Below are 25,757 nucleotides of genomic sequence, written 5' to 3' on the forward strand. Positions count from 1 at the left end.
CCCCGATTGCCAATAGTTTTATTCTTCCGGATTGTCTAATATATACAACAAGTTTCTTGCTGTTGTAATGCATTGGATCTGCCAACGCCTGGATATGTCGAAACGCAGGGCTATCTCATATGTCATATATGTATCCGATTCATCGTTAAATCCTGTTTACTTACTTTGATAACCTCATATGTATGACCACCAAAATCATCTTCAGCCTATGCTGTCTGCTGGCATTCTATTCAATGTCCTCATGTACTAAAGATGAGTTTAAGGGGCCTCCCGGGCCTCCGGGAGATACAGGAGCATATATCCCTCCAAAAGGAGACATCAGCGGCACAGTAGCCGTATATGACTCACTGGGAAGGTCGCTTGCCGATTATTCCGGTGTGCAGGTGATAATAGATTCATTAGGTATTTCAACCATGACAGATACCAGTGGCGCTTACTTTTTCCACGATGTGCCGGCAGGCAGATATAATTTTTCTTTTAAGAAGGACGGTTATGGTACTTACCGCATTGTACGTCAGTTACATCCCGGAGGGCCGCAGGCAACGCACCTTGTAAATGCGGATGTGGGCAAGATCTATGACGGGCCGCCAGTCATTCATTTTGAGCTGATATCGATAGGTACCATGCACTATCCGGAGATCTTTCCGTACGTTGAATTTGCATCTCCCTATCGCATTCCGGTCGCTTCCGTAATATATGTCAACAACACGCCTGGTGTTTCTGCAACAAACTCCAGGGCCGCCATCAGGTATCCTTTCAATAAGGATGCCCGTGTAAACGAACTGTATTATCAGACGGACCCGATTCCGTCTTCCGTGATCCAGAACGATACTACCCTCCTCAGGGCGGAACTCCTTTATATGTTCTTCGCGTTTGACAATATCAGGGATATCCATTACATCGATGAAGAGGGACATGTGGTATATCCATGTACGGGGAAACCGCTCGCCACATTTGCAATGTCCCCCTTTCCTTTCCAATACGTCAAAGACTTCCCCGCCAGGAAAGCCAATGATGGCATCTATCCCCTGTTGCGGAAATTCCGTTTGCACTAAAGCTATATTCATGTGCGTAGCATATGATAATCATTTTCAATTCATCCATATGAAAAAGATTGCGTCCCTGTCTCTCTTCTTATGCCTGATCATGGCATGCATCAAAGAAGGTCCCGTAGGCCCCAAAGGACCAGACGGCCCACCGTATGCATGGCCACCGGGCAACATAACGGGCTATATTGAATTGCACGATCAATTCGGAGATCTGATCGGGAGAGGAGACAGTGTCTTATTACATACATATAATGCGGACAGCATTTTCAGGGCATATACCGATTCTAACGGCCATTTTAATCTCCGCGGACTTCCGCCGGGAAACTATGACATCAGTATATCGAAACCAGGCTTTGATTCACTTCATATGTATGTACAGCATGCAGGTGGGATGTTGGACAAATTCACCGGCTTCACCACGATGAGTAAGCCGGTGACAACAAAACTGCTGTCCATCACGCTCGATACCCTCCGAAGCTACATCTTCCCTCATATAGATGTTAAAGCTATTTTTGAATGGCCGCAGCCATTTATAGCCGGCAAAGTGGCTATTACGGCCTTTCTTGATACCTCGTCCGTTCCCGGATCCGGCAGGTCGCTGAGCACTTTTTACGGATTCGCCGACAACATGATGAACATAGATAATACCAAGGGTAGTTTGCATGGATACTTCAGAACGGAAGACTCCCTGCTCAAAGCAGTCACCCGAGTCTACGTTACAGTAGTTGTCATTCCTCCATACTTCGCCCGAAGTTCATGGTTTAATTACGCAACATTGACGGAGGTGCCTTATCCATATCCGGGCGATTCAATAAAAGCAAGCATTATACTACCAAAATAATCTAACATGAAACAGCTGATATTAGTGTTATGCTGCTGTCTCAGTCTGGCAGCCTGTGTAAAATGGGAGATCACTGGCCCCGCAGGACCAGCAGGACCGCAAGGCCCTCCGGGACAAAAACCGCCAGGTGCTGACACCGGTACTATATGGGGAAGGGTATATACTGTTAATGAACTCACCTTTCCTATCGCACCGGTGGATAGTGTAAAGATAACCTTGCAGGTCAGCGTAGACTCTGCACTTACGACAATGGCCGATTCAGCGGGCTACTATTATTTTCACAACATGGGCACCGGTACATATAACCTGATATATAGCCGCCCGGGGTTTGGCGAAATGAAAAAATTTGGATTGACACATTTATCGGGAGGCAAGCAGGGCTCAAGAGCACCGGATGTACTGCTCCTGCAGATCCCCGTAAAGACCGTTGTTGATACTGCCTGGTTTCAAAGAATGATGAATGGCGATCTCAGCCTGCAGTTTGAGCTGCGTATCCCTTATCCCACCTATCAGCCGATACCGGGCAATCTTGATTTTTATTTTTCCAAACATTCAGATGTAACAGCAAATAACTATCTCTTCCGGATGGATGGCGCGAGCTATATTCCGAAAGCAACACTTGACAAATACTTTGCAGCAGGTGATTCGATGTATTGCAGGATCTATACTTTAGATAGATATTTTATCGCTGATACCCTCCTGGGAATATACTCGAACGGATATGCATGGCAACAGATGAAACAGCCTATCTATTACATAGATCCGGCTACAGGATTGTGGATATATCCTTCCAGAAGCATCGAGTCTGCGCTGGTTGGCACGGTTTACTAAATCACTGTTCTTTTTTCAAATACAGATAGTTCATAGCACCTTTCCCAAGGCGTGAAACATGTCCGCCCTTTGAATAGCTGCTGCAGGTGTAAATAACGTTAGCGGAAGATCTTTCCCTTCAGATTTTTTTCTGTTTTGCAGCAGATGAAAGATTTTTTTGCGTAGATTTGATCAGGCGAACAAACGCACTATTATGTAAAACCAATTGGAATGGCATAAGAGCACACGTACAGATCAACCTCAAAAAATCATAGATTCCACTCATTTCATCAACAGTTTTATTTCTATTAACCTTATCATCATGCTGCAGCGTTTATTGCTGTTATAAGTTACATAGGCTATTTACCGCCGGAAAATAGGGACACAAGACGATTTTGTTATATGACTCAAGGATGCATAGTCATGGTACTATCTGTTTGAATTTTTTGATTAACCTCTTAATGTTATGAGCTCCAAAATCCTTCTCAGCGTATGCTGCTTTGCAGCTATTTATTCATTGTTCTCATGCACCAAAGACGCCCCACAGGGCCCACAGGGGCCGCCAGGCGATACGGGCATCTATGTACCTCTCAAAGGCGAGATCAGGGGTAACGTGGTCGTATATGATTCAACGGGAAAAGCGCTCGCTGACTATTCCGGCGTGATCGTAACCATTGATTCCACTGGCTGGGCAGACACTACCGATGCAAGCGGCGCTTACAGTTTCAGCCAGGTGCCTGCGGGACGGTATAACTTTTCCTATAAGAAAGCCGGTTATGGTACTTACCGGATCATCCGTCAGCTGCATCCTGGCGGGCCACACTACACACAACTTGAAAATGCGGACGTAGGACAGATCTACGTCGGTCCGCCGTGTTTGGGGGCTGGTCCGATAGCCTATGGAGGTCCGGAAAATCACGAGATCTTCCCCTTCGCTGAGTTTTCAGATCCTATGCAGGTGCCTACAGCGGTGGTCTTATATCTAAGTGTCGGCGGGCCACCCAAGACTAACTTCGTGAAGAACACGAGGACTTACCAGGCAATTAATGACTATCCTACACAATACGTCGGGCCTGTTATCTCCTCGTATATGATATATGGCGACAGTATATTGGTCAATGCGCCCAACATTACTTTCTCTCTGGCATTTGACAACCCGAAGGATATTCACTATACAGATGAACAGGGCCGTACTATATATCCTTGTACGGGACCTGTCTTCGGTTCTTTTACATTATCTGCATCAAGTTTTACACCTCCGTTTGAACAATCCAGGCAACGCAATGACGGCATTTATCCATTGATGCGGAACTTCCGTCTGAAATAATGCACACATGCATCCGCATTTATACTATCATCCATCCTAATTCATCCACATGAAAAATATCATATTTCTCGCATTCTTTTTGTGCCTGATCACGGCATGTGTTAAAGAAGGGCCTCCCGGCCCCAAAGGACCAGATGGTCCGCCATATACATGGCCACCGGGCAATATCACCGGTTATATTGACTTACTGACTCAGGCCGGATGGCCCTTCATCACCAGGAAGGACAGTGTGCTGCTACAGATCACCAATATCGACAGCATGATCACGGCTTATACCGATACTACGGGATACTTTCATTTCGATTCTATTCCGCCCGGCAATTATGACATCCGCATATTAAAATCAGGATATGACTCCCTGCACCTGTATGTGCGGCATGCAGGGGGAGCGATAGACAAATTCACAGGCATTACTTTTCTGAGCCAGCAGATAACGACCAGACTTGTATCGATAAGCAGTTTTACCCGACATGAGTACAATACCATCCGTATAGGAGCAACGGTAAGATTTGAATGGCCGGTCCCTTCCAATACTGCAAGTGCTTCCGGTTTCAGGTTCTTCCTGGATACAACTGCCGCTCTGGGAGCCGGCAGGCTGGTAAATGAGGTGCCCTCCTACCGGATACGTGATATCAATGGTGTGACAGGCGAAGCATATGGAGAGTTTATCATATCCGCTTCCGGGATTCCCTCAGGCAAACAATATTATGTAACTGCCGCTGCGGCTCCGCCAACCAGGGTGCAGAAAACATGGCTTGATTATACAAACGGCATGCAGATACCTTATCCGTATCTGGGAGATTCTATTAAAACAACTATTACTTACACTGAATAGTCTTATATGAAACAGCTCATATTAGTGTTGTTCTGCTGCCTTTTTCTGGCAGCCTGCGTAAACTGGGATATTACTGGTCCTGCGGGACCGGAAGGCCCTCCCGGACCTCCGGGACAAAAGCCGCCGGGGGCTGATACTTCTTCTATCGTTGGAAGGGTATTTACTTTTGATCAATTTACGGTACCAATGTGGCCGGTGGATAGTGTCAAAATAACCTTACATCTGGGCGCTGACTCTACACTTGAAACAATGGCCGATACGGCCGGCTACTACCAGTTCAATGGCATAGGCACCGGCACCTATAATTTGACATTCAGCCGTAACGGTTTTGGTGAGATGAAGGTGTTTGGTCAGACCCATATTTCCGGTGGCACATTGAACACGACGGTGCAGGATGTATCGATCGTTCAGTTACCCGTTCAGACTATTGCGGATTCAGCCTGGTTTTACACGGGCGCACCCGGATATTTTTCTGTGAGGTATAGTGTACCGCCGGCAGCCATTATACTGACCTCACGGAATTATGAAGTATATTTTTCTCATCACGCAAATGTCAGTTCTACTAACTACGAGTACAGCACAGAATTTATATATCACATGCCAACCGGCTTGCTGGGCCACTATTTTACTCCTGGCGATTCCATTTATGCAAGGGTGTATACGCTGACGAAATATTTTTATACGCCGGTAATAGGATGGTCGAACAATATCAGGCCCGGCATTACTTATGTGGACCCGGCTTCCGGAAAAGTGGTATACCCATTCCGAAGCAGTCAGGGTACATTGGCCGCCGGCGTATTTGTCAATAACTGATGGCACATAGCAGGAGCAGATCCTTCAGTGACATCTATGACTGTATAGTCATGCAGCCCTTTAAATGCATATGGAACAATTGCTCATCTAACGGCACTATTTGAGGAGAATCCTTATAGCAGCAGGCAAACAGGAGCCGCTCCCCGGCTGCAGTTCAGGCATCAGTAATGGATCCCTTTGTTTTTATTCGGTACAAAACGTTCCTTCAGGCAGCACTGCATAGTGCTGCCTGATCTGTTAATATTGCCCCCTGTCTGTCACCCCATTTCCGGATTTCCCTTACTTTCGTGGGCGAAACCTGTCACAATGAAACTCAACAGATACATAGACCACACCGTCCTCAAGCCAACTACCACACTGGAAGACATTAAGAAACTCTGCATGGAAGCGGTAGAATATGATTTTGCCGCAGTATGTATTCCTCCTCCCTTTGTAAAACTGGCGAAGACCTTTGTAGGCAGTACCACAACGAAGGTGGCTACCGTTACCGGGTTCCCTTTCGGGTATTCTGCTATAGAAGCAAAGGTGGCGGAAACGGTGCTGGCCATTGTGGATGAGGCAGACGAGATCGATATGGTAGCCAATATACTGGCCATCCGGAATAAGGACTGGGAATATGTGGAGAAAGAGATCGCAACCATTATGCCCATCATCCGTAACCATAAAAAGGTGATCAAAGTGATCATTGAAAGTGGCATATTATTGGAAGAAGAGATCATACAATGTTGCCAGCTATATGCCAAATACCAGGTAGATTTTGTAAAGACCTCTACCGGCTATGCAGAAAAAGGGGCGACCGTAGCAGCCGTACAGCTGATGAGGGCCAATCTGCCGGCAAATATTCAGATAAAAGCTTCCGGCGGTATTCGTACCTTTGCGTTCGCCAAGGAACTGATCGACGCTGGCGCCACAAGGATAGGAACGAGCAATGGAGTGGCACTCATGAAAGAATAGTTACGATGATGGCAGGACCCCTGCCCTCGTAATTATCCGCCTAAACAGATGAATATGAAACACTTAATATTATTATTCTCCGGATTGCTGATCGGAGGCCTGGCCATGGCCCAGGATGCCCCGATAGCCAGTACAGGTGGCGTGAAGGTTGTAAAAGACCCGCGTCTCGACCTGCTGATCAGGAAACAGATCTACATCAATACCCTGGCCATCCGTAACCAACCGGGATTCAGGGTACAGATCATCTCTACCAACAAAAGGAATGAGGCCAGCGATATAAAGGCCCGTGTAATGCAATTATATCCCGATTACCGTACTTATATGGATTACCAGGCGCCGTATTTCAAGGTGCGCGTGGGTGACTTCAAGAGCCGGGAAGAGGCAGCCGATCTGCGGGAAAAGCTTTCCGAAAGTTTTCCGGGCGGCGTATTTGTAGTACCAGCCATCATTAATGTGTCACCTGAGAAAGAAGCCGGGAATGAAGAATCGTATTAAAGAACTGGCGCAGCAGTATGCGCCGGAGTTCGTTGCTATCCGCCGCCACATCCACTCCCATCCCGAACTATCGTTCCAGGAATATGAAACATCTAAATTCCTGCAACAGAAACTGGATGAATTCGGGGTGTCTTATACAGCTGGTATTGCGGGAACCGGTATTATCGCTACTATAGAAGGAAAGAATCCGTCTTCCAAAACCATCGCCTTAAGGGCAGACATTGACGCACTTCCTATCACGGAAGCCAATGACGTACCTTATAAATCGCTCAATACCGGGGTCATGCATGCCTGCGGGCATGATGTACACACCACCTGTGTGTTGGGCGCTACCCGCATCCTGCAACAGCTGAAGGGTGAATTTGAGGGAACCATCAGGGTATTGTTCCAGCCGGGAGAAGAGAAACATCCCGGAGGGGCCAGCCTTATGATCCAGGAAGGCGCACTGGAAAATCCCCGTCCCGATGCCATCCTGGGCATGCATGTGCAGCCGTCCATGGAAGCCGGTAAACTGGGCTTCAGGGCAGGTCAGTATATGGCCAGTGCAGATGAGATCTATATTACCATCAAAGGGAAGGGCGGTCATGCGGCATTGCCTCACCTCACAGTAGATACGATCCTGGTGGCATCTCACCTGGTGGTAAGCCTCCAGCAGGTCATCAGCCGTAATAATAATCCCTTCTCTCCTTCCGTGTTGAGCATCTGTGCTTTCAACGGCGGATATACCACCAACGTCATTCCCAGCGAGGTAAAGCTGATGGGCACCTTCCGTGCAATGGACGAAACATGGCGCTTCAAGGCCCATGAGATCATCAAGAAACAGGCTACGGAGCTGGCTCATGCCATGGGCGCTGAAATTGATATTGAGATACTGGTAGGTTATCCCTGCCTGTATAACAATGAAGCGGTAACGGGCAAAGCACGTTCCCTGGCAGAAGATTACCTGGGATTATCAAACGTGGAGGATACTGAAGTGCGCATGGGAGCAGAAGATTTTGCGTTCTATTCCCAGATAGTACCAGCCTGCTTTTTCAGACTGGGCACAGGTAATGTGTCCCGTGGCATCACCTCCGGCGTACACACACCCACCTTCGATGTAGATGAAAGCGCCATTGAAGTAGGGATAGGTACAATGGCCTATCTTGCCACCCAATTCTAATAACGCTACGTTTATTACAATATTATGAAAGGCCGGGATGCATATCCTGGCCTTTTTCATTGCTTTCATTTGAATATTTAACTAAAAGAGGCCCACTGGAAAGCGGGCCTCTATCAACATAGCCTTTTTGTCTTTTCGTTATAAAAAAAGTTATTGGATCTGTTTCATACTGGTCAATGATTCTCCCGTCAACTGCAGCTCCTGCAGGCTATCTACCGACATGGATACATGACCATAAGGCACTTCGTAGGATTTTAACACGCTGGATTTTCCTAACTGCAGATGGATGGAATCTATGCGGCTGTTATTTCCGGTTGCCTGGAAGTTATTTTCTTCACCTCCCTGCACATCCAGTACTTTGACCCGCATATCAACAAGACGAATGCTGCAGGATTTACCTGCCAGGATGTTCAGCTCGGGCAGATGTAACTGCTGCATGTCGACCCCGGTTCCTTCAGATAAGATCACCGTTTGCAATGCCGGACATCTCACCGTAACATAGTGCCCCTGTTTCAATTCGATAAACAGCGTATCATTTTGAGTAGCGTAAATGGGCTGCTGGTTTTTGTCCGACGTGAAAAGCAGCTGGTATTTTTCATCGCTTTCAACAAACAGATGACTGTCCACATCGCCTTTTATCTTCAATACTTTGAATGCACTGGTTGTAACGTGGTTCCTTTTTATATTGAGATTGTCGTCGGTCAGTAAACCATCTCCGCTTCTTCCTCTTTTATAATTAGCCCACATCACGGTATCGGAGAGGAACATCAGCAACACGATCAGTCCCACGAAAGCGAGTAATAATTTATTACTTGTCTTCATAAATATCTTTTTAGTAAATTATCTGAAATGAGATTTTTTATATTTCTCGTAGTGTGTTTTTAGTTCATCCAGTTCTATATCCAGTAAATAGATATTGCGGAAGAATTGCGGAAGTTCATTGGCAAGAAAGCGTTCCTTCTTCAGTTGCTTTATTTTCTTTCCTGCGTTGGGAGCAACGAAGTAACCAATCCCTCTTTTGTTATAGATGATCTCATACTGCTGCAGATATTCACAGGTGCGCATTACAGTATTGGGATTCACTTCCAGCTGCACTGCCAGCTCCCGCACAGAAGGAATTCTGTCTTCCGTCTTCCACTTGTCCAGCAATATCTGCTCACACATATGATCTGCGATCTGGAGATATATCGCTTGTGATTCTTTGAATTCCATAAAACATTTTTTTTACAGGCATGACCTTAATTACATCTCTTTATCCCTTAAGCGCAGATATCCCAAAGTCCAGAGCATAGGCGTGACCAGGTACTTCGCGAAGAATAACAGCCCGTCTCCCACAGACGATGGCAACATCAGGAATTTATGTGTTTGCGGAGCGTATTCCGAAGGATGTTCGCCCAACATTACATTGATGCCCACGAAGGGGAAATGAGCGTTCCAGCCCACCATTCGACCGCCAAAAAAGCCATAGGAAAAGAGCATATTCAGAAAATATAAGCACAGCAGAAATATCGTGAACAGGAATACTGTTTTGATAAGTGTATACTTCTGAAAGTAGACAGCTCCCAGTAACATCACCGCCTGCCCGAAAAACCATGCGTAGTAGAAATATACCAGGGGCCCATGACCGAACGCTTCGCCAAGATCATTTTTCATATGCTGACCGCTATGTGATACTACTATTGCATCTATACCGAGATAGGCCAGGTAAAAGGCAAAGTGATAGATCAGCTGGAATCCTAATGTGGTGACCAGTAATGTGCTGAGATATTTTTCCAGTTGTGAGGCGGGAAATAACAGGTAATCTATTCCCTGTGGTTTATTGGCCAGTTCACTAAAGGATAAGCTGGTGAAGATGAACCCTGTCATAAACATACCGATAAAATACAAGGGTATTAATCTGCCAATAGCAGGCTGTACCCTGAAATTGTCAGACAGGTTCAGTAATAGCATGATTAACAACAACACTGTCAGAACAATTGCAGACATGCCGTAGATGCGGTAATTGTCTACCAGGTGCTTTCTCATATAGAGACCGAAGCGGCCTGCACTAAAAACATTATTTGTTTGCATAAGGAGTTACAGTGTTAGTTAAAGATTTGAGAGATACTTTCCCTTTTTTCCAGCACGGCATTGAACAGGAGTTCCATATCAATGCGACTGTGTTCAGCGCCTTCATTGGGTATAATAATGGCATGGCCGCGGATAGAACTATCTGAGAACAGTATATTTTCCGCATCGGCGATATTCGTTACGTTCTTAAAACAGAGCCTGTCGGTGACTGCAGCTACGTTCTGGCGGAAGATGATCTTATGATCGTCGATGATCACAATGTTGTCGATCAGATTATCCAGATCACGCACCTGGTGAGTGGAAATAACGATGCATTTCTCATCACTTACTGCAGCGGCGATCACCTTACGGAACTGGCTTTTGGAAGGGATGTCCAATCCATTGGTAGGTTCATCCAGTATCAATGCTTTCGTATTGGTGGCCAGGCCAAAGCTGATCAGCACTTTCTTTTTTTGTCCGTAAGACATTTCTGTCAGTCGCTGGTCCAAAGGAATATGGAATTCCTCCAGGTAGTTATGAAAGGCTTTACGGTCGAAGTTGGGATAAAAAGGCGCATAGGTGGCGAGGTATGCTTTGATGTGTACCTGTGGCAGGTAAAATTCTTCAGGGACCATAAACAGGTTCTGCAAAAAAGCTGGTTGACGGTAACGGGATTCAAAGCCCAATACTTTACAATGGCCTTGCTGTGGAAATAACAAACCGGCAATATGCTTTAGCAGGCTGGATTTACCGGCTCCGTTCTTTCCCAGTAAACCATAGATGTGACCAGCTTCCAGTTGCAGGTTCAGATGCTCGAAGAGGGGCTTGTTCTTACGGTAACTGAATGAGAGATTCTGGATGGATATCATAGCTTAGTGATTTAGTGTACTACATATCTAGTACACTGTAAATGTAGGAAGCTTTTCCTGATAATTCCAAAAAAATTTCCGGAAGGGACAGGAAACAGGGTCGGGGAAGGGCCATTTTTGAAGCTTACTATTTCATTATCAACATCTTTTCCCTGTAGAAGCATTTCTACACATTAAAACTTTTTAATAGGTTATATTTGCTTGTGGTTTAAACTAAAAATAACTCCTATGAAAGGCCCTATAGCAGCCTTGCTTTGTTTAAGCCTTTTATTTTCAGCGATTACGGTATCCGCGCAGTTCGTAAAGACGAAAGACCTGGAGAAGATGAAAAAAAGGACAAGGGTCCTTGTAGTGAAAGAAAAACCTGATAAGAAGATCTTAAAGCAACTCGCCCGTAGTTCCCCTGAAATGGCAAATGCTTATAAGCAGGCTATCAAACAATTAAATCAGGATTTCCCTGAAGCGGTCAGGCAGTTCTGGACAGTGAACGGCAGCGCAACCATCGAGGTGCGAACAGAAAAAGAAATTGAAAAGATCCGCAAAAAGAATGACAGGAGCGCCATTGTAATGGATTGTCAGTCGCTGCATGTCAAACCTGGTGTAAAAAGCCGTTATTCCAAGTATACGCGTACCTATACCGGCCCCCTTATATGGCAGAAGGATAGTAAAGATCTCAGCATCCCGGTCATTAGCATGACCTTTATAGAAAGTGACCTTCAGTACCCTTTTTATATCCAGAACATGTCTGACAGGTTCCCGGATTTTGTTGACCTGGCAGTGGGCCTGCGGCTGGCTACCTTTGTCTTCAATGAGCAGCTGGATGGCAAATCTTCTACCATTCTGCAGAAAGAGATCAAGCACAATGCGGTGCTTATGAAAGGTAAAACGCTGGTATTGTGTAAGGAATGGCTGGACGACACCTTTGAAGCCAAGACGGCCAAACAGGATTACCCCTACCCTATCCGTTATGTGAACCAGGAGGAACTGGAAGGGCTGATCCGGAAAGATGTATACGATAGTGCGGTGGTGGCCTATGTTCCTGCCGGCGTATTCTCTACATTTGATCGGAATGCCCCAAGCATGGAAGTGCATGTGCCTGTAGTTTTTGATCCGGTGAACGGAATGCCCCTTTGTCATTCTGATATCAGTGATGAGATGTTCCAGGCCTGGGGGTTTTCACTCATCCCCAGGATGGGGAAGACGGTGGTGGGGTTCAAAAAGATCCGGAATGAGGATATCCGGAACTTTGCAAAGTCCATTAATGAAGGAGAAGAGATAGATATTACCCGGAATATAAAATAAGCGCAGCGGAAAAACATGCGCAGGAATTCGCTTATGCGCTTCAGCGCTCTATTAGGTATCCAAACAAGAGGAGAAGTATTAAAATAAACGAAGGCCCTGGGAATTACTTAAATGACGTCCTGCCGCCATCAGGTATCCGAAAAAGAAGCGGCCGTGTCAAGATGACACGGCCGCTTCTTTTTTATCGTTATTACGGATTGACTTATAATTCAGGGTACAGTGTGAACTGCTTCATGAAATCGTTCACTGAACCTCTCACCTTAGTAATAAGCGCTTCATTATCAGCATCCATCAGCAGTTCATCGATCCAGGATACCACCTGCGGCATGTGTTCTTCTTTCATACCACGGGTTGTGATAGCAGGTACGCCGACACGGATACCGGAGGTAACGAAGGCAGATTTATCGTCGAAAGGCACCATGTTCTTATTAACAGTGATGTCTGCTTTTACCAGCACCTGTTCTGCTTTTTTACCGGAAATGTTCTTGTTGCGCAGGTCGATCAGCATCAGGTGGTTATCTGTACCGCCAGACACGATCTCATAGCCTCTTTCAACGAATGCTTTAGACATGGCCTGGGCATTTCTGATGATCTGTTTTGCGTAAGCATCGTATTCGTCGGTCAGGATCTCGAAGAAAGAAACTGCTTTAGCGGCAATTACATGTTCCAGCGGACCGCCCTGAATACCAGGGAATACGGCAGTATCGATCAGTGAGCTCATCATACGGATCTCACCTTTTGGTGTTTTCAGACCGAATGGATTTTCAAAGTCCTTACCCATCATGATCAGGCCACCACGCGGACCACGCAATGTTTTGTGGGTGGTAGTGGTTACGAAATGGCAATGTTCGAACGGAGAGTTCAGCAGTCCTTTAGCGATCAGACCAGCTGGATGCGCGATATCTGCCATCACGAACGCTCCTACCTGGTCAGCGATCTGGCGGATGCGTTTGTAATCCCAGTCACGGCTGTAAGCAGAAGCGCCACACACGATCAGTTGCGGTTTCTCTCTCAGCGCGATCTCTTCCATTTTATCGTATTCTACCAGGCCGGTTTCTTTGTTCACGCCATAGGAGAAAGGCTGGTACAACTTACCTGAGTAGTTTACCGGAGAGCCGTGGGTCAGGTGACCACCCATGCTCAGGTCCAGTCCCAGGATCTTATCGCCTGGCTTCAGGATAGCCAGCATTACGGCTGCATTTGCCTGAGCGCCGGAGTGCGGTTGTACGTTCGCATATTCTGCATTAAAGATCTGCTTAGCCCTGTCGATAGCCAGTTGTTCGCTCTGGTCCACGATTTCACAGCCACCATAATATCTACGTCCCGGATAGCCTTCCGCATATTTGTTGGTCAGCACGGTTCCCATAGCCTGTATAACCTGCAGACTGGTAAAGTTTTCCGACGCAATCAATTCAATGCCATGACGCTGACGCTCCAGCTCCTGGCCGATGATATTAAATATTTGCAGATCTCTTTGCATTGTATGTACTTTGAAAATTTGCTGCAAAGGTAATCGAATTTGCGAATAGTGCATAGTGAATAAAGGATACCAGCTAGATTTTTTTGCTACAAAAACACATTACTACAGTTATAAATACTAGAAAAGTCGGCGGTCTATAGACGATAGTTCAAGCTACTGCTAACTCATCCTCTCGCCCCTATGGACTATTTTCATTTTTTGTTCTACCTTCACGCCCTCGGTACGAGAACGAGAAGTATCATTTAAACTAACCTGCGTACATGAAGGCCATTATACCTGTAGCCGGTGCTGGCACCAAGCTACGTCCTCATACATATACACAGCCGAAAGCATTAATTCCCCTTGCGGGCAGAACTATATTAAGCATTATCATAGACCAGCTGGCGGAAGCGGGTATCACTGAATTTGTGTTTGTGATCGGATACCTGGGAGAAAAGATCCAGCATTATGTCCAAAAGAAATATCCCCACCTGACCTGCCACTTTGTACAGCAGAACAGTCGTGAGGGTACCGGACATGCCATCCTGCTGACCAGGCAGGTAGTGCAGGACGATGAGATCCTGATCGTACTTGGCGACACCATCTGCGAAGGCAATTTCCAGGAACTGATTGCCGCTCCTGTGTCTATGCTTGGTCTGAAAAAGGTGGATGATCCGCGCAATTTTGGTGTAGCCGAACTGAATGAGGACAACAACATCATCCGGGTAGTGGAAAAACCACAGATTCCCAAGTCCAACCTGGCCCTTGTAGGTGTTTACAAAATAAAGGAGACCGCACAATTATACGATTGCCTGGAACAGAATATCCTGAACCAGAAGAAGTCGCACGACGAATTCCAGCTGACGGACGCCCTGCAATGCATGATAGAGCATGGTGTTACCTTCAAAACTTTCAAGGTAAGCAACTGGTTTGACTGCGGCCGCAAAGAGACCTTGCTGGAAACGAATGCCATCCTCCTGAGTAAAGATAAAATGCATGGTAACCAGGGGCATCCATATGAGAATACGATCATTATCCCTCCGGTAAGCATTGCAGAGGGCTGTAATATCAAAAATTCCATTATCGGACCTAACGTGGCTATCGGCGATAATACTGTCATCAATTATTCAATCGTCAAAGATTCCATTATTGGTTCGTTCAGTAATTTGTATGAAGTGGTATTGAAATCGTCATTGATCGGTAGTGATGCGAATATCCGCGGCTTGAGCCAGAGTTTGAATATCGGGGATAATACGGAAATTGATTTGGGATGAAATAACATAACGCAATAGACTCCGTCAGGAGTCCCGTGTTTGTAGCCCGGGGTGGTAACCACGGGAATATGGCACACCACCATCATCAAGCCAAAACGATAATAACAACAACGCGTTTACAAATCACACATCCAACATAATGTATTCGGCTCAGTCAGGAGCCACGTGTTTGTAGCCCGGGGTGGTAACCACGGTAATATGGCACACCACCATCATCAATCCAAAACGATAATAACAACAACGCGTTTACAAATCACACATCCAACATAATGCATTCGGCTCCGTCAGGAGCCTCGTGTTTGTAGCCCGGGGTGGTAACCCCGGGGGGATATGGCACACCACCATCATCAAGCCAAAACGATAATAACAACACGTTCACAAACAACACACCCAACATAATGTATTCGGCTCCGTCAGGAGTCCCGTGTTTGTAGCCCGGGGTGGTAACCCCGGGGATATGGCACACCAACATCATCAATCCAAAACGATAATAACAACAACGCGTTTACAAATCACACATCCAACATAATGCATTCGGCTCCGTCAGGAGCCACGTGTTTGTAGCCCGGGGTGGTAACCCCGGGGGGATATGGCACACCACCATCATCAATCCCAAACGATGATAACAACAACGCGTTTACAAATCACACACCCAACATAATGCGTTCGGCTCCGTCAGGAGCCACGTGTTTGTAGCCCGGGGTGGTAACCCCGGGGTTACCACAGACGTTTTACAAAATATCGGTTTAATCCGTCACCCACACATGTTATGTTCATTTTGTTCATTTTTATTACACATGTATATGTCCCCGTTTATATCGATACATTTATACCGCAACACCTCAATTCCGTTTGCTAACCAACCATTTATGGCCAATACATATTCACAAATCTATTTACATTTCGTATTTGCGGTAAAGCATAGACAGAATCTGATCAACCGCGAGCACAAGGAAGAATTACATAAATACATAACATCACTGGTTCAGGCAAGGAACGCTAAAATGTTAGCAGTACACTGTATGCCCGATCATTTACATTTATTTGTCGGTTTCAGACCCGATATTCATATTTCGAATTTTGTAAGAGATATTAAATCAAAGACAAATCAATTCATTAATACCAAAAAATGGGTTAGAGGTAAATTTAACTGGCAAGAAGGCTACGGAGTATTTTCATATTCCCATTCTCATATTGACAATGTCGTTAAATATGTTTTAAACCAGGAAGACCATCATAGGAAGGTTACATTTCAGGAGGAATACCGCGAGTTCCTGGAAAAATTTGAAGTACCTTATGAATCCAGATTCATATTTGAATTTATTGAAGGGTGACGGGAAATGGTTATGTTCAGCAGCCGATCATATCCGAAATGATAAATACCAATTAGCGGTTGACATCTACAAATATCATATCTGCGTGGGTTAACATCCAAACATTACAAACACCCGTTCCCGGCGTTAACACCCGGGGCTACAAACACCCATTCCCGGGGTTAGCACCCCGGGCTACAAACACGGGGACTCCTGACGGAGTCCTATTACGTTTTGTTAATGACGTTTGTTGTTTGTTTCCTAAAATAGGTGTCTGGTCTTGTCGCATTTCAACGAAACATCCTATTTTCACGCCCATGAACCGCATCACACAATTATTCCACATACAATATCCGATTATACAGGCAGGCATGATATGGGCGAGTGGCTGGCGATTGGCCAGCGCTGTAAGCAATGCGGGTGGATTGGGCCTGCTTGGTGCAGGCAGCATGTATCCTGACACATTGAGGGAGCACATTCAAAAATGTAAACAGGCTACAACACAACCATTCGGTGTAAATATTCCTTTATTGTATCCGGACATTCATAAACTGATCGACATTGTCATAGCGGAACAGGTACCTATCGTATTTACATCCGCCGGAAACCCTAAAACATGGACGCCCACATTGAAAGCAGCTGGTATTACCGTTGTACACGTAGTGTCCAGCGCCCTGTTCGCAGCCAAAAGCGAAGCAGCCGGAGTTGATGCCGTAGTTGCGGAAGGCTTTGAAGCCGGCGGACATAACGGCCGTGAAGAAACGACCACCATGGTATTGATTCCCGCGGTATGTGAGAAAGTACAGATCCCTGTTATTGCTGCCGGCGGTATAGGATCAGGCAGGGCCATGACAGCCGCGTTTGCGCTGGGAGCAGAAGGTGTGCAGGTGGGGAGCAGGTTCGTGGCCTCTCCGGAAGCATCCTCTCATCCCCATTTTAAACAGGCTATATTGGACGCAAAAGAAGGAGATACTATGTTGGCACTGAAAAAGCTTACCCCCGTGAGGCTGTTGAAGAATAGCTTTTTCGAAACAGTGAAAACAGCAGAAGATCAGGGCGCAGACCCGGAAGTATTAAAAAACCTGCTGGGACGCGCCCGTGCAAAGACGGGTATGTTTGAAGGCAACCTGGAGGAAGGAGAACTCGAAATCGGGCAGGTAAGTGCACTGATACATACACTTAAACCTGCCGGAGATATCGTTAAAGAAATATGGGATGAGTTTAATGTAACGAGAAAGAAGCTATGTCCTTAAAGTCACTGCAATAATTCTGGCGCCACCTTTACACTTCTTACTATCTCTTCCAGTTTAGCTCTCACTAAACTTAAGGGATGGCTGGGGAATTGCGCATCATAATGTACGGCTTCAGCAAGATTCATGAGAAAACCCTCAGTGACGGTGTTATCGTAAGGATCCGCAGACCAGCCGGTCATGCGCCCTGCTTCATCAATCGACACCACACCTGCAGCATTCAGCTGTGGCCATATCATGGCTTCGCGAATACCGGTTGCTCCCTGTTCAATCGCCTGCACCTTGATCACATAACTACGATCCACAAAAGGAATTGTCAAGGCACCAATGTAAAGAACACCTCTTTCCTCCCGTGGTAATTTGAATATCGTTTCAATACAACGCAGGTGCTGTATATCTGTTACGTCTACCTTAATCAGGCCGCCACCACTTCTGGTTACCATCGGCCGGTAAAAATCCCTCAATTCTTCCACCGGGCTGTTGTAAGGCACGTCCGGCGGCAATTCAAAATAATTGATGGAAAGCACCGCTGGAAATGTAGGATGCACCCATGATATTTCATCTGCACTCTCTGCACGCTTTTTCCAGCCAAAATCAGTGAATGATACCGCGTGAATACCCGTCTTCTGTTCCGATCTGCCGAGTCCGAATAACTTTCTAATATTCATTTAACTATAACTATTTTATTACGCCTTTCGCCCAATCCATTTAATCGCCTCTTTCCAGGTAATCTTCTTACCATACATCAGTATACCCGTACGGTATATCTTGCCCGCCATCCAGGTGGTGAACAGAAACCCTGCTATAAGCAGGCTGATTGACAATCCCAGCTGCCAGTAGGGCACTGTACCCGGTACACCATAAGGAATACGCGCCATCATCACCATGGGAGATGTGAATGGAATGATACTACCCCAGAATGCCAGTGGCCCTGTAGGATTTTGCACTGAAGATATCATCACCATGATACCAATGATGATCGGTAATGTAATAGGAAATGTCAATGCCTGTGCGTCTGTGGGATCTTCATTTACCAGGCTGCCGACTGCGGCAAATAAAGCGGAATAGAACAGGTATCCTCCCAGGAAGTAGAATATGAAACAGGTAATAACAACTGTCCAGTTGACACTGCCCACTACGAACCGGATCTTCTCCATCGCTTCCATGGCAGCGGCACTGCTACTGCTCTGCATCATGGCGCCGCCTTCACTCATGGCGCTTACAGTATCGCCGGAGAGGAAGAGTGGCAATACCAGTTGCACACAAATAATAAGCACTACCCATATCAGGAATTGCAATAATCCTACGGCTGCAATACCGATGATCTTTCCCATCATCAGCTGGAAAGGTTTTACGCTAGAGATCATTACCTCCGCAATACGGCTAACCTTTTCTTCCATCACACCCCTCATAACTGACATCCCAAAAAACATCAGGATAATATAAATGATAAACCCGCTGGCATATCCGACACCGTAGGCAACTGCAGAGCTGCCCTTTTTGCCTTCCTCTCCTGTCTTGAAATCAATGCTGATATCAGATTTCACCGCTTTCAACTGTGCTGCATCTATATTCGCTTTTTTCAGCCTTTCTTCTTCGATCAGATCGTTCACACGGCGGGTAAGACGGCTTTCAACTGCCAGACCGGGCTGTGCGTTGCTGTAGTAGGTGATGCCCGCCGGCCGCTCAATATCAAGTTCGGGAATATAAAGCAGGCCGGAATAGCCGTAGTCTGCATATTTATGCTGGAATGAATCCACACTGGTATTCAACAGGTATTTATAATATACGCCTTTATCGTCCGGGAAACGATTCATGAAAAGATGACTGTCATCTATTACGGCAATACGCTTCTCTTCTTTTGAATTTGTTGCAATCAGTATAGGAACAACAACCATCGCAGCGAAGAACAGCGGCACCAGCAGTGTTACTACCAGGAATGAGCGCTTCCTTACGCGGGTCATAAATTCTCTTTTTATTATCAGCCAGATTTTGTTCATAGCATTTAGGAATGACGGGTTAGAAATAACGAATTTAAATCAGCGGTTAAGAATGAAAGGATCAGGAATAAGCAGGTTGACTTTCATTCGTCGTTCCTACTTCAGCATTCGTAATCGAAGTGACCTGCTGAATAAATACCTCATTGATGGAAGGCAGTATTTCCTGGAAATAGGTAACCGGTATTTCCTGCCTGATGAAGTGCATCAGGATATCATTGGTGCTGCTGCCCTCACTGAGCTTCACGGTATAAGCAAGTCCCTCCTGTTTGATGATCGAAAAATGGTAGGTAGCCATTTGTGCGAAGTTCGGCATGACACCTACGCCTATGCGGAACAGGTGCTGCTTGAAATCCTGTTTGATCTGTTTCACTTCGCCATCCAGTAGTTTCTTTCCCTGGTTCACTAATACGATGCGGTCACAAATTTCTTCCACCTGTTCCATCCTGTGAGTAGAAAAAATGATGGTGGTGCCATTCCGGCTAAGGTCAAATATTTCCTGCTTGATAAGATTGGAATTGATGGGGTCAAGGCCGGAAAATGGTTCATCAAGTATCAGCAGTTCCGGGCTGTGCATAATAGTGGAAATGAACTGCACCTTTTGCTGCATCCCCTTACTCAGCTCCTCCACCTTCTTATTATACCAACCGTTGATCTCAAACTTATCGAACCAGTATTTGATCTTGTCTTTCGCATCTCTTTCTGACAAGCCTTTCAACTGCGCCAGGTACAGGGCCTGCTCTCCTACTTTCATTTTCTTGTACAGGCCTCTTTCTTCGGGCATGTAACCAATGGAATGGATGTCTGTTCGGGGATCAAAAGGGCGCCCGTTGAACAATATTTCTCCCTGATCAGGATAAAATATACCGGTGATCATGCGCAACAAGGTGGTCTTTCCTGCGCCGTTAGGCCCCAGTAACCCGAAGATGCTGCCCTTGGGAATAAAAAAACTGATATCGTCTACTGCCTTGTGAGTGGCATAGTATTTACGCAGATGTTTTATTTCTATGAGGTTCATAGAATAAATGTAAAAAAATAATATGAGAGAAAGGAAATTACCTCAATATACTCTCTGCGGCCTGCGCGTAGGCAGCACCGATGCTGACGGGTACCTGACCGATGTATAGACAGTTCCTGTCTGCCTTTTCGATTTTGTTGTTCGCTACAATGAATGACCGGTGTACCCGGGTAAACTTATCAGGCGGCAGCAGGGCCAGGGCTTCCTGCATAGACAGGCGGGAAAGGATGCGTTTATCTTTCAAAACAAAGCTGATATAATTACCCGCACTTTCCAGGTACAGGATATCGTCAAACGGTACCTTATATTGTTCATAACCGCTCTTGATCATGATATGAGCAGGCACATCCGATTTCTGACGTTGTTGTATCAGTTCCTGTAATGCCTTTGCTTTGTTGCATGCTTTCAGGAAACGTTCAAAGGAAAATGGCTTCAGTAAATAATCCAGTGCATCCAGCTCAAAGCTTTGCACAGCATGTTCGGAATAAGCGGTGGTAAATATTACCATTGGTCCCCCGGGCAAGGTTGTCATCAGTTCCAGCCCGGAAATGTCGGGCATACGTATGTCGAGAAAAAGCAGGTCTACCTTTTCCTGCTGCAGATACTCCAATGCCTTGAACGGATCGGTGAAATAACCTTTTATCTCCAGGAACGGGACCTGCACAGCATGTGTACGTATTACGGACAATGCCACCTGTTCATCATCTATGGCAATAGCAGTTAATCTCATACTATTTCAATGGTGAGATGTACAAAATATTCTGTGGCGGTTTCCCGGATGTTCAACTCGTGCTTTTCAGGATACAACAATGCCAGGCGCTGCCGTACATTATACAATCCGATGCCCATGCTGTCTTTTTCTACTTCAGCGGCTCTATTTGCATGTACAGTATTATATACATCGAAATAGATCTTTTCCGGCGTGCAGGATAAAGATATTGTAATACGCGACCTGCTGCGCTGGCTGATGCCATGTTTAAAAGCATTCTCCACGAAAGGGATCAGCAGCATAGGCGCTATTTCATGATCACAATGCGTGTCATTTATATTGACTTCGATCTGTATATCCGGCGTTCCCTGTGCGCGCAAACGTTGCAGTGCGATATAGTTCTCCAGGTAAGCTATTTCCTTGGTGAGCGATATACGTTCCAGTATATTATCATGCAACATAAACCGCATCATATCCCCCAGTTTCTGAATGCCCTCGCTGGTGGAAGATGCCTTCTCCATCAATGCAGTGCCGTATAAAGTATTCAATGCGTTGAAAAGAAAATGTGGATTGATCTGCCAGCGAAGAAAGTCCAGTCCTGTTTCTGACTGATCGAGCGCCTTACGTAATCCGAGAATGGTATTACTGCGGGACTGCCGCATGTTGAAGATCCATAATGATAAAGGCAACACCAGGAACAGCGCACCTGCATACAAAAGGAAGCAAACTGCCAGTAGTGCCGGCGCCTGAACATGGTGATCCATGATCCAGAATAAGGGAAGCAGCGCTAAAGCAGTCAGGCTGGTGAATGCTGCATCTCTTATCAATATACGCAGGTTGCGATGGAGATGGTAACGGGGCAGCAGGCGATACTGTAATATAAAGTAGGTACCTCCGAGGTATGAGCCAATGAAGAACATTAAAACACCTTTATCGATCGTTCTTCTCCCCGGCAATATCAGCGTAATTGCTGCCAGCAGCAACAGCATCGTGATCAGCTCTATGATCACCTGGTTGAACCATGGTTTCTTGGAGATCTTCGGATGCAGCTGTTGAAAGTACAGGTACCTGACAGCATAATACAGTGCATATAATGTGGCGTAAAAGATTGTAATAATAAAAGCTGATTTTGCGCAATGCATATGTACACCACGCACAGTTTTGTATACACCAAACAGATAGCCGTCATACCAGGTAGAAGCAACCAGTATCACCAGAAATACCGCGCCGCAGGTGATTGCTAGTAATGGCACTCCTATCTTCCAACGCCCCTTTTCAAAAAAGGAAGGGATGATCCAGGTGTTGGTACTCAGGAACGCGAGATATACAACAGTAATATGCGCAAGCAATGGTAACAGGTAATGTTTATAATAATCAAACACCTGGTGGTACCTGGCAAACTTGTAACCATACTCATGTTGCAGATCGAATACGTTATAAGAAACGCTCTTATATAGAAGAGAGAATATAATCAACAGGAAAAGCCCTGTTGCAACACCCAGTTCTGTTTTTCTTAGCTGGTTCATAAGGATAAAACTTTCAGCAATGATAGTTATCCCTTTTACACTTTTTGAAAAAGTGTGATAAAACGGATACTATGCGTGATAGAAAGCCACGATCCGCTCTGCTACCCGTTCTCCGTCCATAGCGGCCGACACGATACCACCTGCATACCCGGCTCCTTCCCCGCAAGGGTACAAGCCGCTGATCTGCGGGTGCATGAGTGTATCGTCTTCGCGGGGGATGCGTACGGGAGAAGAAGTGCGGGACTCTGTGGCTACAAGAATAGCATCAGCCGTATAGTATCCCTTCATCTTACGGCCAAACGCTTTAAAGGCGGCGGCCAGTCTTTGATGTACACTAACGGGCAGGACTTCACGGAGATCAACACTGTTTACACCGGGCAGGTAAGAGCAGGGTGGCAGGGTCGTGGATACTTTATTGTGTACAAAATCCGTCATCCGTTGAGCGGGCGCAACAAATTGTCCGCCGCCGGCAGTAAAGGCATCACGCTCTACCATCTGCTGATAATACATAGCCGCCAGCGGGCCTTTATCAGCAAAAGGCAAAAAGTCTGTTTCATCAACGGTAACTACCATTCCGGAATTAGCGTAGGGGTTATCACGTCTTGAAGGAGACCATCCGTTCACCACCAGTTCGCCCGGATCTGTAGACGCTGGTGCAATAATGCCTCCGGGGCACATACAGAAAGAGAACACTCCCCTTCCATCCACCTGTTCTACCAGGCTATAGCTGGCTGGGGGTAAATACTCATTTCTTGTGGGGCAATGATATTGTGCACTGTCAATTAATGCCTGCGGATGTTCTACACGAACACCCAATGCAAATGGTTTGGCACTGATGAGAATATTTTTCTGATGTAACAGGCGGAAGATGTCCCTGGCAGAGTGGCCTGTAGCGAGAATGACCTGGGAAGCGGAAAAGGTTTGTCCGCCGGCAGTCAGCACACCCGTCACTTCATTATTCCTGGTTAAAATATCAGTTACTTTCTGTTCAAATAATACCATACCACCACTATTGGTGATCTGCTCCCGCATGGCTACAATAATATGTGGTAATTTATTGGTACCTATATGAGGGTGTGCATCATACATGATCTTTTCAGTAGCGCCGAAATGGACGAAGATGCTGAGTATGCGGTTGATGTCGCCACGCTTATTGGAGCGTGTATATAATTTACCATCAGAATAAGTACCGGCCCCGCCTTCACCGAAGCAATAGTTGGAGTCCGGATTGACAACGCCCATTTTATTTAATGCAGCAAGGTCTCTCCGTCTTGCACGTACGTCCTTGCCGCGCTCCAGTACAATGGGCCTGATACCGGCTTCTATAAGACGCAGTGCTGCAAACAATCCTGCAGGGCCTGCACCTACGATGATCGCCTGGGGAGCATCCGCGGGCAATATATCATATATCGGTATGATACGTTCTCTTTCCTGGAAAGGTTCATTGACGAACACTTTAACAGTGAGCATGAAGTACACCTGTCTGGAACGGGCGTCAATAGAGCGTTTAAGCAGATGGAAACCAGTGATGGCGGAAGGCTTTATACCAAGAGCAGCAGCAGCCTCCCCGATAATGGTGATGTCGGAAGCCGCCTGGGAAGGCAACAATTTGAGAGAAAGTTGTTGAATCATATATACAGTGGTTAGGTAGTTATCCTAACAATTGAAAACGGATACCCGTATTTCAGGTATCCGTTTCCAGTTATTTTGTTAACGAGTTGTTATTGTCAGGGCATTAAAATGGCAGATCATCAGCCTGACCACCTCCGGAAGATACTTCCTGGGAAGTATTATAATTAGGCATTGAGTCTGTAGAAGATCCGCCTGCCACAACAGATTCCATGCGCCATGCATCAAGGTTTGTGATGTAATTCACCCTGCCGTCCTTTTCCCAGCGGGTTCCTTTGATGTTGAAGTAAACCTTCACGGTTTCACCTTCATTGAAGCGATCTACGATAGCAGTTCTGTCCTGCACCGCCTGGAACTTGATGTAGTTATTTATAACGCGGCCATTGATATCATCAGACTTTTCGATAACGAACTCCCTGGTTTTAAAGGTTTCGCTACGCTGCATCGTATTATACTTCACGATCAGTTTTCCGGTTATTTCAAAACTCATATAAAAATTTTTAGCTGTTCAGAGGGCCAAAGATAGGTTTTTTAGCAGAAGTCCCACGCAATAAAATTTAAAACAGGCAGTTATAAAAGAAGTCTCACAACGTGCGGGCGCGTATATAATAATTTTGCATGGTATTTGCTAACCTAAAGGACATTTTTTTAAATGCAATTACTAACATAGTTTTGCACCCCCGCAATGGAATTATTAACATTCGGAGCGATCATTTCTAATGATCAAAAAGTAGCTTGTAGTTGTATACAATAGTATTTTATCAGTAAGTACACATATCTATGACAAACAAGTTAATGTCAACTGGAAAAGCCTGGCTATCAAAGCAGAGCAGTACTGACTTTCATCAAGTTAAAATGACAAAAAAACAAGCTCAAAAAAGAGAATAAAAACAGCGAAAAACAGAGGCGGCAAACTGTTATCAGAGAAATAAAAACAAGGGGAGATAAATTTTTTTTTTCAACATTTTCTACTGATATTCGTCGTCCTGTCTGAAAATCTATCGACCCCCCACGTTGATAAGATTTACAATTCGAGAACAATCCTTAATTTAAGAACAACATTAATTTACAATAGCTCA

25 protein-coding genes are annotated in these 25,757 nt (G+C 45.7%); 13 read left to right on the top strand and 12 right to left on the bottom strand.

Going from position 1 to position 25,757, the window contains the following annotated elements; translation table 11 throughout:
- Positions 1 to 182: 182 nt before the first annotated feature.
- The 9 genes from MYF79_RS32275 (at position 183) to MYF79_RS32315 (ending at position 8,283) form a co-directional block, all read left to right on the top strand.
- Positions 183 to 1,055, top strand: a complete 873-nt coding sequence (locus tag MYF79_RS32275) for a carboxypeptidase-like regulatory domain-containing protein (RefSeq protein ID WP_247811922.1) — start codon at positions 183 to 185, stop codon at positions 1,053 to 1,055.
- Positions 1,056 to 1,104: 49 nt separating this feature from the next.
- Positions 1,105 to 1,890: a carboxypeptidase-like regulatory domain-containing protein gene (locus tag MYF79_RS32280; protein WP_247811923.1), complete on the top strand. Its 786-nt coding sequence runs from the start codon at positions 1,105 to 1,107 to the stop codon at positions 1,888 to 1,890.
- Between the two features lie 6 nt (positions 1,891 to 1,896).
- Positions 1,897 to 2,721 carry a carboxypeptidase-like regulatory domain-containing protein gene (locus MYF79_RS32285; RefSeq protein ID WP_247811924.1) on the top strand — a complete coding sequence of 275 codons (825 nt, stop codon included), beginning with the start codon at positions 1,897 to 1,899 and terminating at the stop codon, positions 2,719 to 2,721.
- A gap of 445 nt (positions 2,722 to 3,166) precedes the next feature.
- The gene (locus tag MYF79_RS32290; protein WP_247811925.1) at positions 3,167 to 4,027 is read left to right on the top strand and encodes a carboxypeptidase-like regulatory domain-containing protein; all 861 of its coding nucleotides are present in this window, start codon (positions 3,167 to 3,169) and stop codon (positions 4,025 to 4,027) included.
- Positions 4,028 to 4,076: 49 nt separating this feature from the next.
- Entirely contained in the window at positions 4,077 to 4,862 is a 786-nt protein-coding gene (locus MYF79_RS32295; RefSeq protein ID WP_247811926.1) for a carboxypeptidase-like regulatory domain-containing protein, read from the top strand.
- A 6-nt stretch (positions 4,863 to 4,868) separates the two neighbouring features.
- Positions 4,869 to 5,675, top strand: coding sequence for a carboxypeptidase-like regulatory domain-containing protein (locus tag MYF79_RS32300; RefSeq protein ID WP_247811927.1), 807 nt, complete (start codon positions 4,869 to 4,871; stop codon positions 5,673 to 5,675).
- A gap of 306 nt (positions 5,676 to 5,981) precedes the next feature.
- Positions 5,982 to 6,629 carry a deoxyribose-phosphate aldolase gene (gene deoC / locus MYF79_RS32305; RefSeq protein ID WP_247811928.1) on the top strand — a complete coding sequence of 216 codons (648 nt, stop codon included), beginning with the start codon at positions 5,982 to 5,984 and terminating at the stop codon, positions 6,627 to 6,629.
- Between the two features lie 54 nt (positions 6,630 to 6,683).
- Entirely contained in the window at positions 6,684 to 7,124 is a 441-nt protein-coding gene (locus MYF79_RS32310; protein WP_247811929.1) for an SPOR domain-containing protein, read from the top strand.
- Positions 7,108 to 8,283, top strand: a complete 1,176-nt coding sequence (locus MYF79_RS32315) for a M20 family metallopeptidase (protein WP_247811930.1) — start codon at positions 7,108 to 7,110, stop codon at positions 8,281 to 8,283. Before MYF79_RS32310 ends, MYF79_RS32315 begins: the two co-directional genes overlap by 17 nt.
- Before the next feature lie 150 nt (positions 8,284 to 8,433).
- On the opposite strand, the gene MYF79_RS32320 is transcribed toward MYF79_RS32315, so the two are convergent.
- From MYF79_RS32320 to MYF79_RS32335, 4 genes are read right to left on the bottom strand one after another with little or no spacing between them, the layout of a single operon-like run.
- Positions 8,434 to 9,105: a hypothetical protein gene (locus MYF79_RS32320; RefSeq protein ID WP_247811931.1), complete on the bottom strand. Its 672-nt coding sequence runs from the start codon at positions 9,103 to 9,105 to the stop codon at positions 8,434 to 8,436.
- A gap of 18 nt (positions 9,106 to 9,123) precedes the next feature.
- Complete coding sequence (locus MYF79_RS32325) at positions 9,124 to 9,495, bottom strand: GntR family transcriptional regulator (protein ID WP_106601798.1); 372 nt, start codon at positions 9,493 to 9,495, stop codon at positions 9,124 to 9,126.
- A gap of 30 nt (positions 9,496 to 9,525) precedes the next feature.
- The gene (locus MYF79_RS32330) at positions 9,526 to 10,353 is read right to left on the bottom strand and encodes a hypothetical protein (RefSeq protein ID WP_247811932.1); all 828 of its coding nucleotides are present in this window, start codon (positions 10,351 to 10,353) and stop codon (positions 9,526 to 9,528) included.
- A gap of 14 nt (positions 10,354 to 10,367) precedes the next feature.
- Positions 10,368 to 11,201: an ATP-binding cassette domain-containing protein gene (locus tag MYF79_RS32335; RefSeq protein WP_247811933.1), complete on the bottom strand. Its 834-nt coding sequence runs from the start codon at positions 11,199 to 11,201 to the stop codon at positions 10,368 to 10,370.
- A gap of 228 nt (positions 11,202 to 11,429) precedes the next feature.
- Between MYF79_RS32335 and MYF79_RS32340 the strand changes: the two genes are divergently transcribed.
- Positions 11,430 to 12,503, top strand: coding sequence for a hypothetical protein (locus MYF79_RS32340; RefSeq protein ID WP_247811934.1), 1,074 nt, complete (start codon positions 11,430 to 11,432; stop codon positions 12,501 to 12,503).
- 202 nt (positions 12,504 to 12,705) lie between these two features.
- Here MYF79_RS32340 and glyA read toward each other — a convergent pair whose 3' ends face one another.
- Positions 12,706 to 13,983: a serine hydroxymethyltransferase gene (glyA, locus tag MYF79_RS32345; RefSeq protein ID WP_247811935.1), complete on the bottom strand. Its 1,278-nt coding sequence runs from the start codon at positions 13,981 to 13,983 to the stop codon at positions 12,706 to 12,708.
- Between the two features lie 260 nt (positions 13,984 to 14,243).
- Between glyA and MYF79_RS32350 the strand changes: the two genes are divergently transcribed.
- The 3 genes from MYF79_RS32350 (at position 14,244) to MYF79_RS32360 (ending at position 17,802) form a co-directional block, all read left to right on the top strand.
- On the top strand, positions 14,244 to 15,236 hold the full coding sequence (locus tag MYF79_RS32350; RefSeq protein ID WP_106601803.1) for a sugar phosphate nucleotidyltransferase: 993 nt from the start codon (positions 14,244 to 14,246) through the stop codon (positions 15,234 to 15,236).
- Between the two features lie 869 nt (positions 15,237 to 16,105).
- Positions 16,106 to 16,570 carry an IS200/IS605 family transposase gene (gene tnpA / locus MYF79_RS32355; protein ID WP_247811936.1) on the top strand — a complete coding sequence of 155 codons (465 nt, stop codon included), beginning with the start codon at positions 16,106 to 16,108 and terminating at the stop codon, positions 16,568 to 16,570.
- 296 nt (positions 16,571 to 16,866) lie between these two features.
- Complete coding sequence (locus MYF79_RS32360; protein ID WP_247811937.1) at positions 16,867 to 17,802, top strand: NAD(P)H-dependent flavin oxidoreductase; 936 nt, start codon at positions 16,867 to 16,869, stop codon at positions 17,800 to 17,802.
- A 2-nt stretch (positions 17,803 to 17,804) separates the two neighbouring features.
- Here the strand turns inward: MYF79_RS32360 and MYF79_RS32365 are convergent, their stop codons facing one another.
- The 7 genes from MYF79_RS32365 to MYF79_RS32395 all read right to left on the bottom strand — a co-directional run bounded on the left by MYF79_RS32365 (position 17,805) and on the right by MYF79_RS32395 (position 25,168).
- A complete protein-coding gene (locus MYF79_RS32365; protein WP_247811938.1) occupies positions 17,805 to 18,467 on the bottom strand; it encodes a hypothetical protein in 663 nt (220 codons plus the stop codon).
- Positions 18,468 to 18,485: 18 nt separating this feature from the next.
- The gene (locus MYF79_RS32370) at positions 18,486 to 19,799 is read right to left on the bottom strand and encodes an ABC transporter permease (RefSeq protein WP_247811939.1); all 1,314 of its coding nucleotides are present in this window, start codon (positions 19,797 to 19,799) and stop codon (positions 18,486 to 18,488) included.
- A 61-nt stretch (positions 19,800 to 19,860) separates the two neighbouring features.
- A complete protein-coding gene (locus tag MYF79_RS32375) occupies positions 19,861 to 20,814 on the bottom strand; it encodes an ABC transporter ATP-binding protein (protein WP_247811940.1) in 954 nt (317 codons plus the stop codon).
- Between the two features lie 37 nt (positions 20,815 to 20,851).
- Positions 20,852 to 21,544 (bottom strand): LytR/AlgR family response regulator transcription factor, encoded by a 693-nt coding sequence (locus tag MYF79_RS32380; protein WP_247811941.1) that lies wholly within the window; start codon positions 21,542 to 21,544, stop codon positions 20,852 to 20,854.
- On the bottom strand, positions 21,541 to 23,049 hold the full coding sequence (locus tag MYF79_RS32385) for a sensor histidine kinase (RefSeq protein ID WP_247811942.1): 1,509 nt from the start codon (positions 23,047 to 23,049) through the stop codon (positions 21,541 to 21,543). Before MYF79_RS32385 ends, MYF79_RS32380 begins: the two co-directional genes overlap by 4 nt.
- Positions 23,050 to 23,118: 69 nt before the next feature.
- A complete protein-coding gene (locus tag MYF79_RS32390) occupies positions 23,119 to 24,681 on the bottom strand; it encodes an NAD(P)/FAD-dependent oxidoreductase (RefSeq protein ID WP_247811943.1) in 1,563 nt (520 codons plus the stop codon).
- A gap of 103 nt (positions 24,682 to 24,784) precedes the next feature.
- Complete coding sequence (locus tag MYF79_RS32395; RefSeq protein ID WP_089828619.1) at positions 24,785 to 25,168, bottom strand: DUF3127 domain-containing protein; 384 nt, start codon at positions 25,166 to 25,168, stop codon at positions 24,785 to 24,787.
- Positions 25,169 to 25,757 lie beyond the last annotated feature (589 nt).

The sequence above is a fragment of the Chitinophaga filiformis genome (assembly GCF_023100805.1).
Lineage (GTDB): Bacteria > Bacteroidota > Bacteroidia > Chitinophagales > Chitinophagaceae > Chitinophaga > Chitinophaga filiformis_B.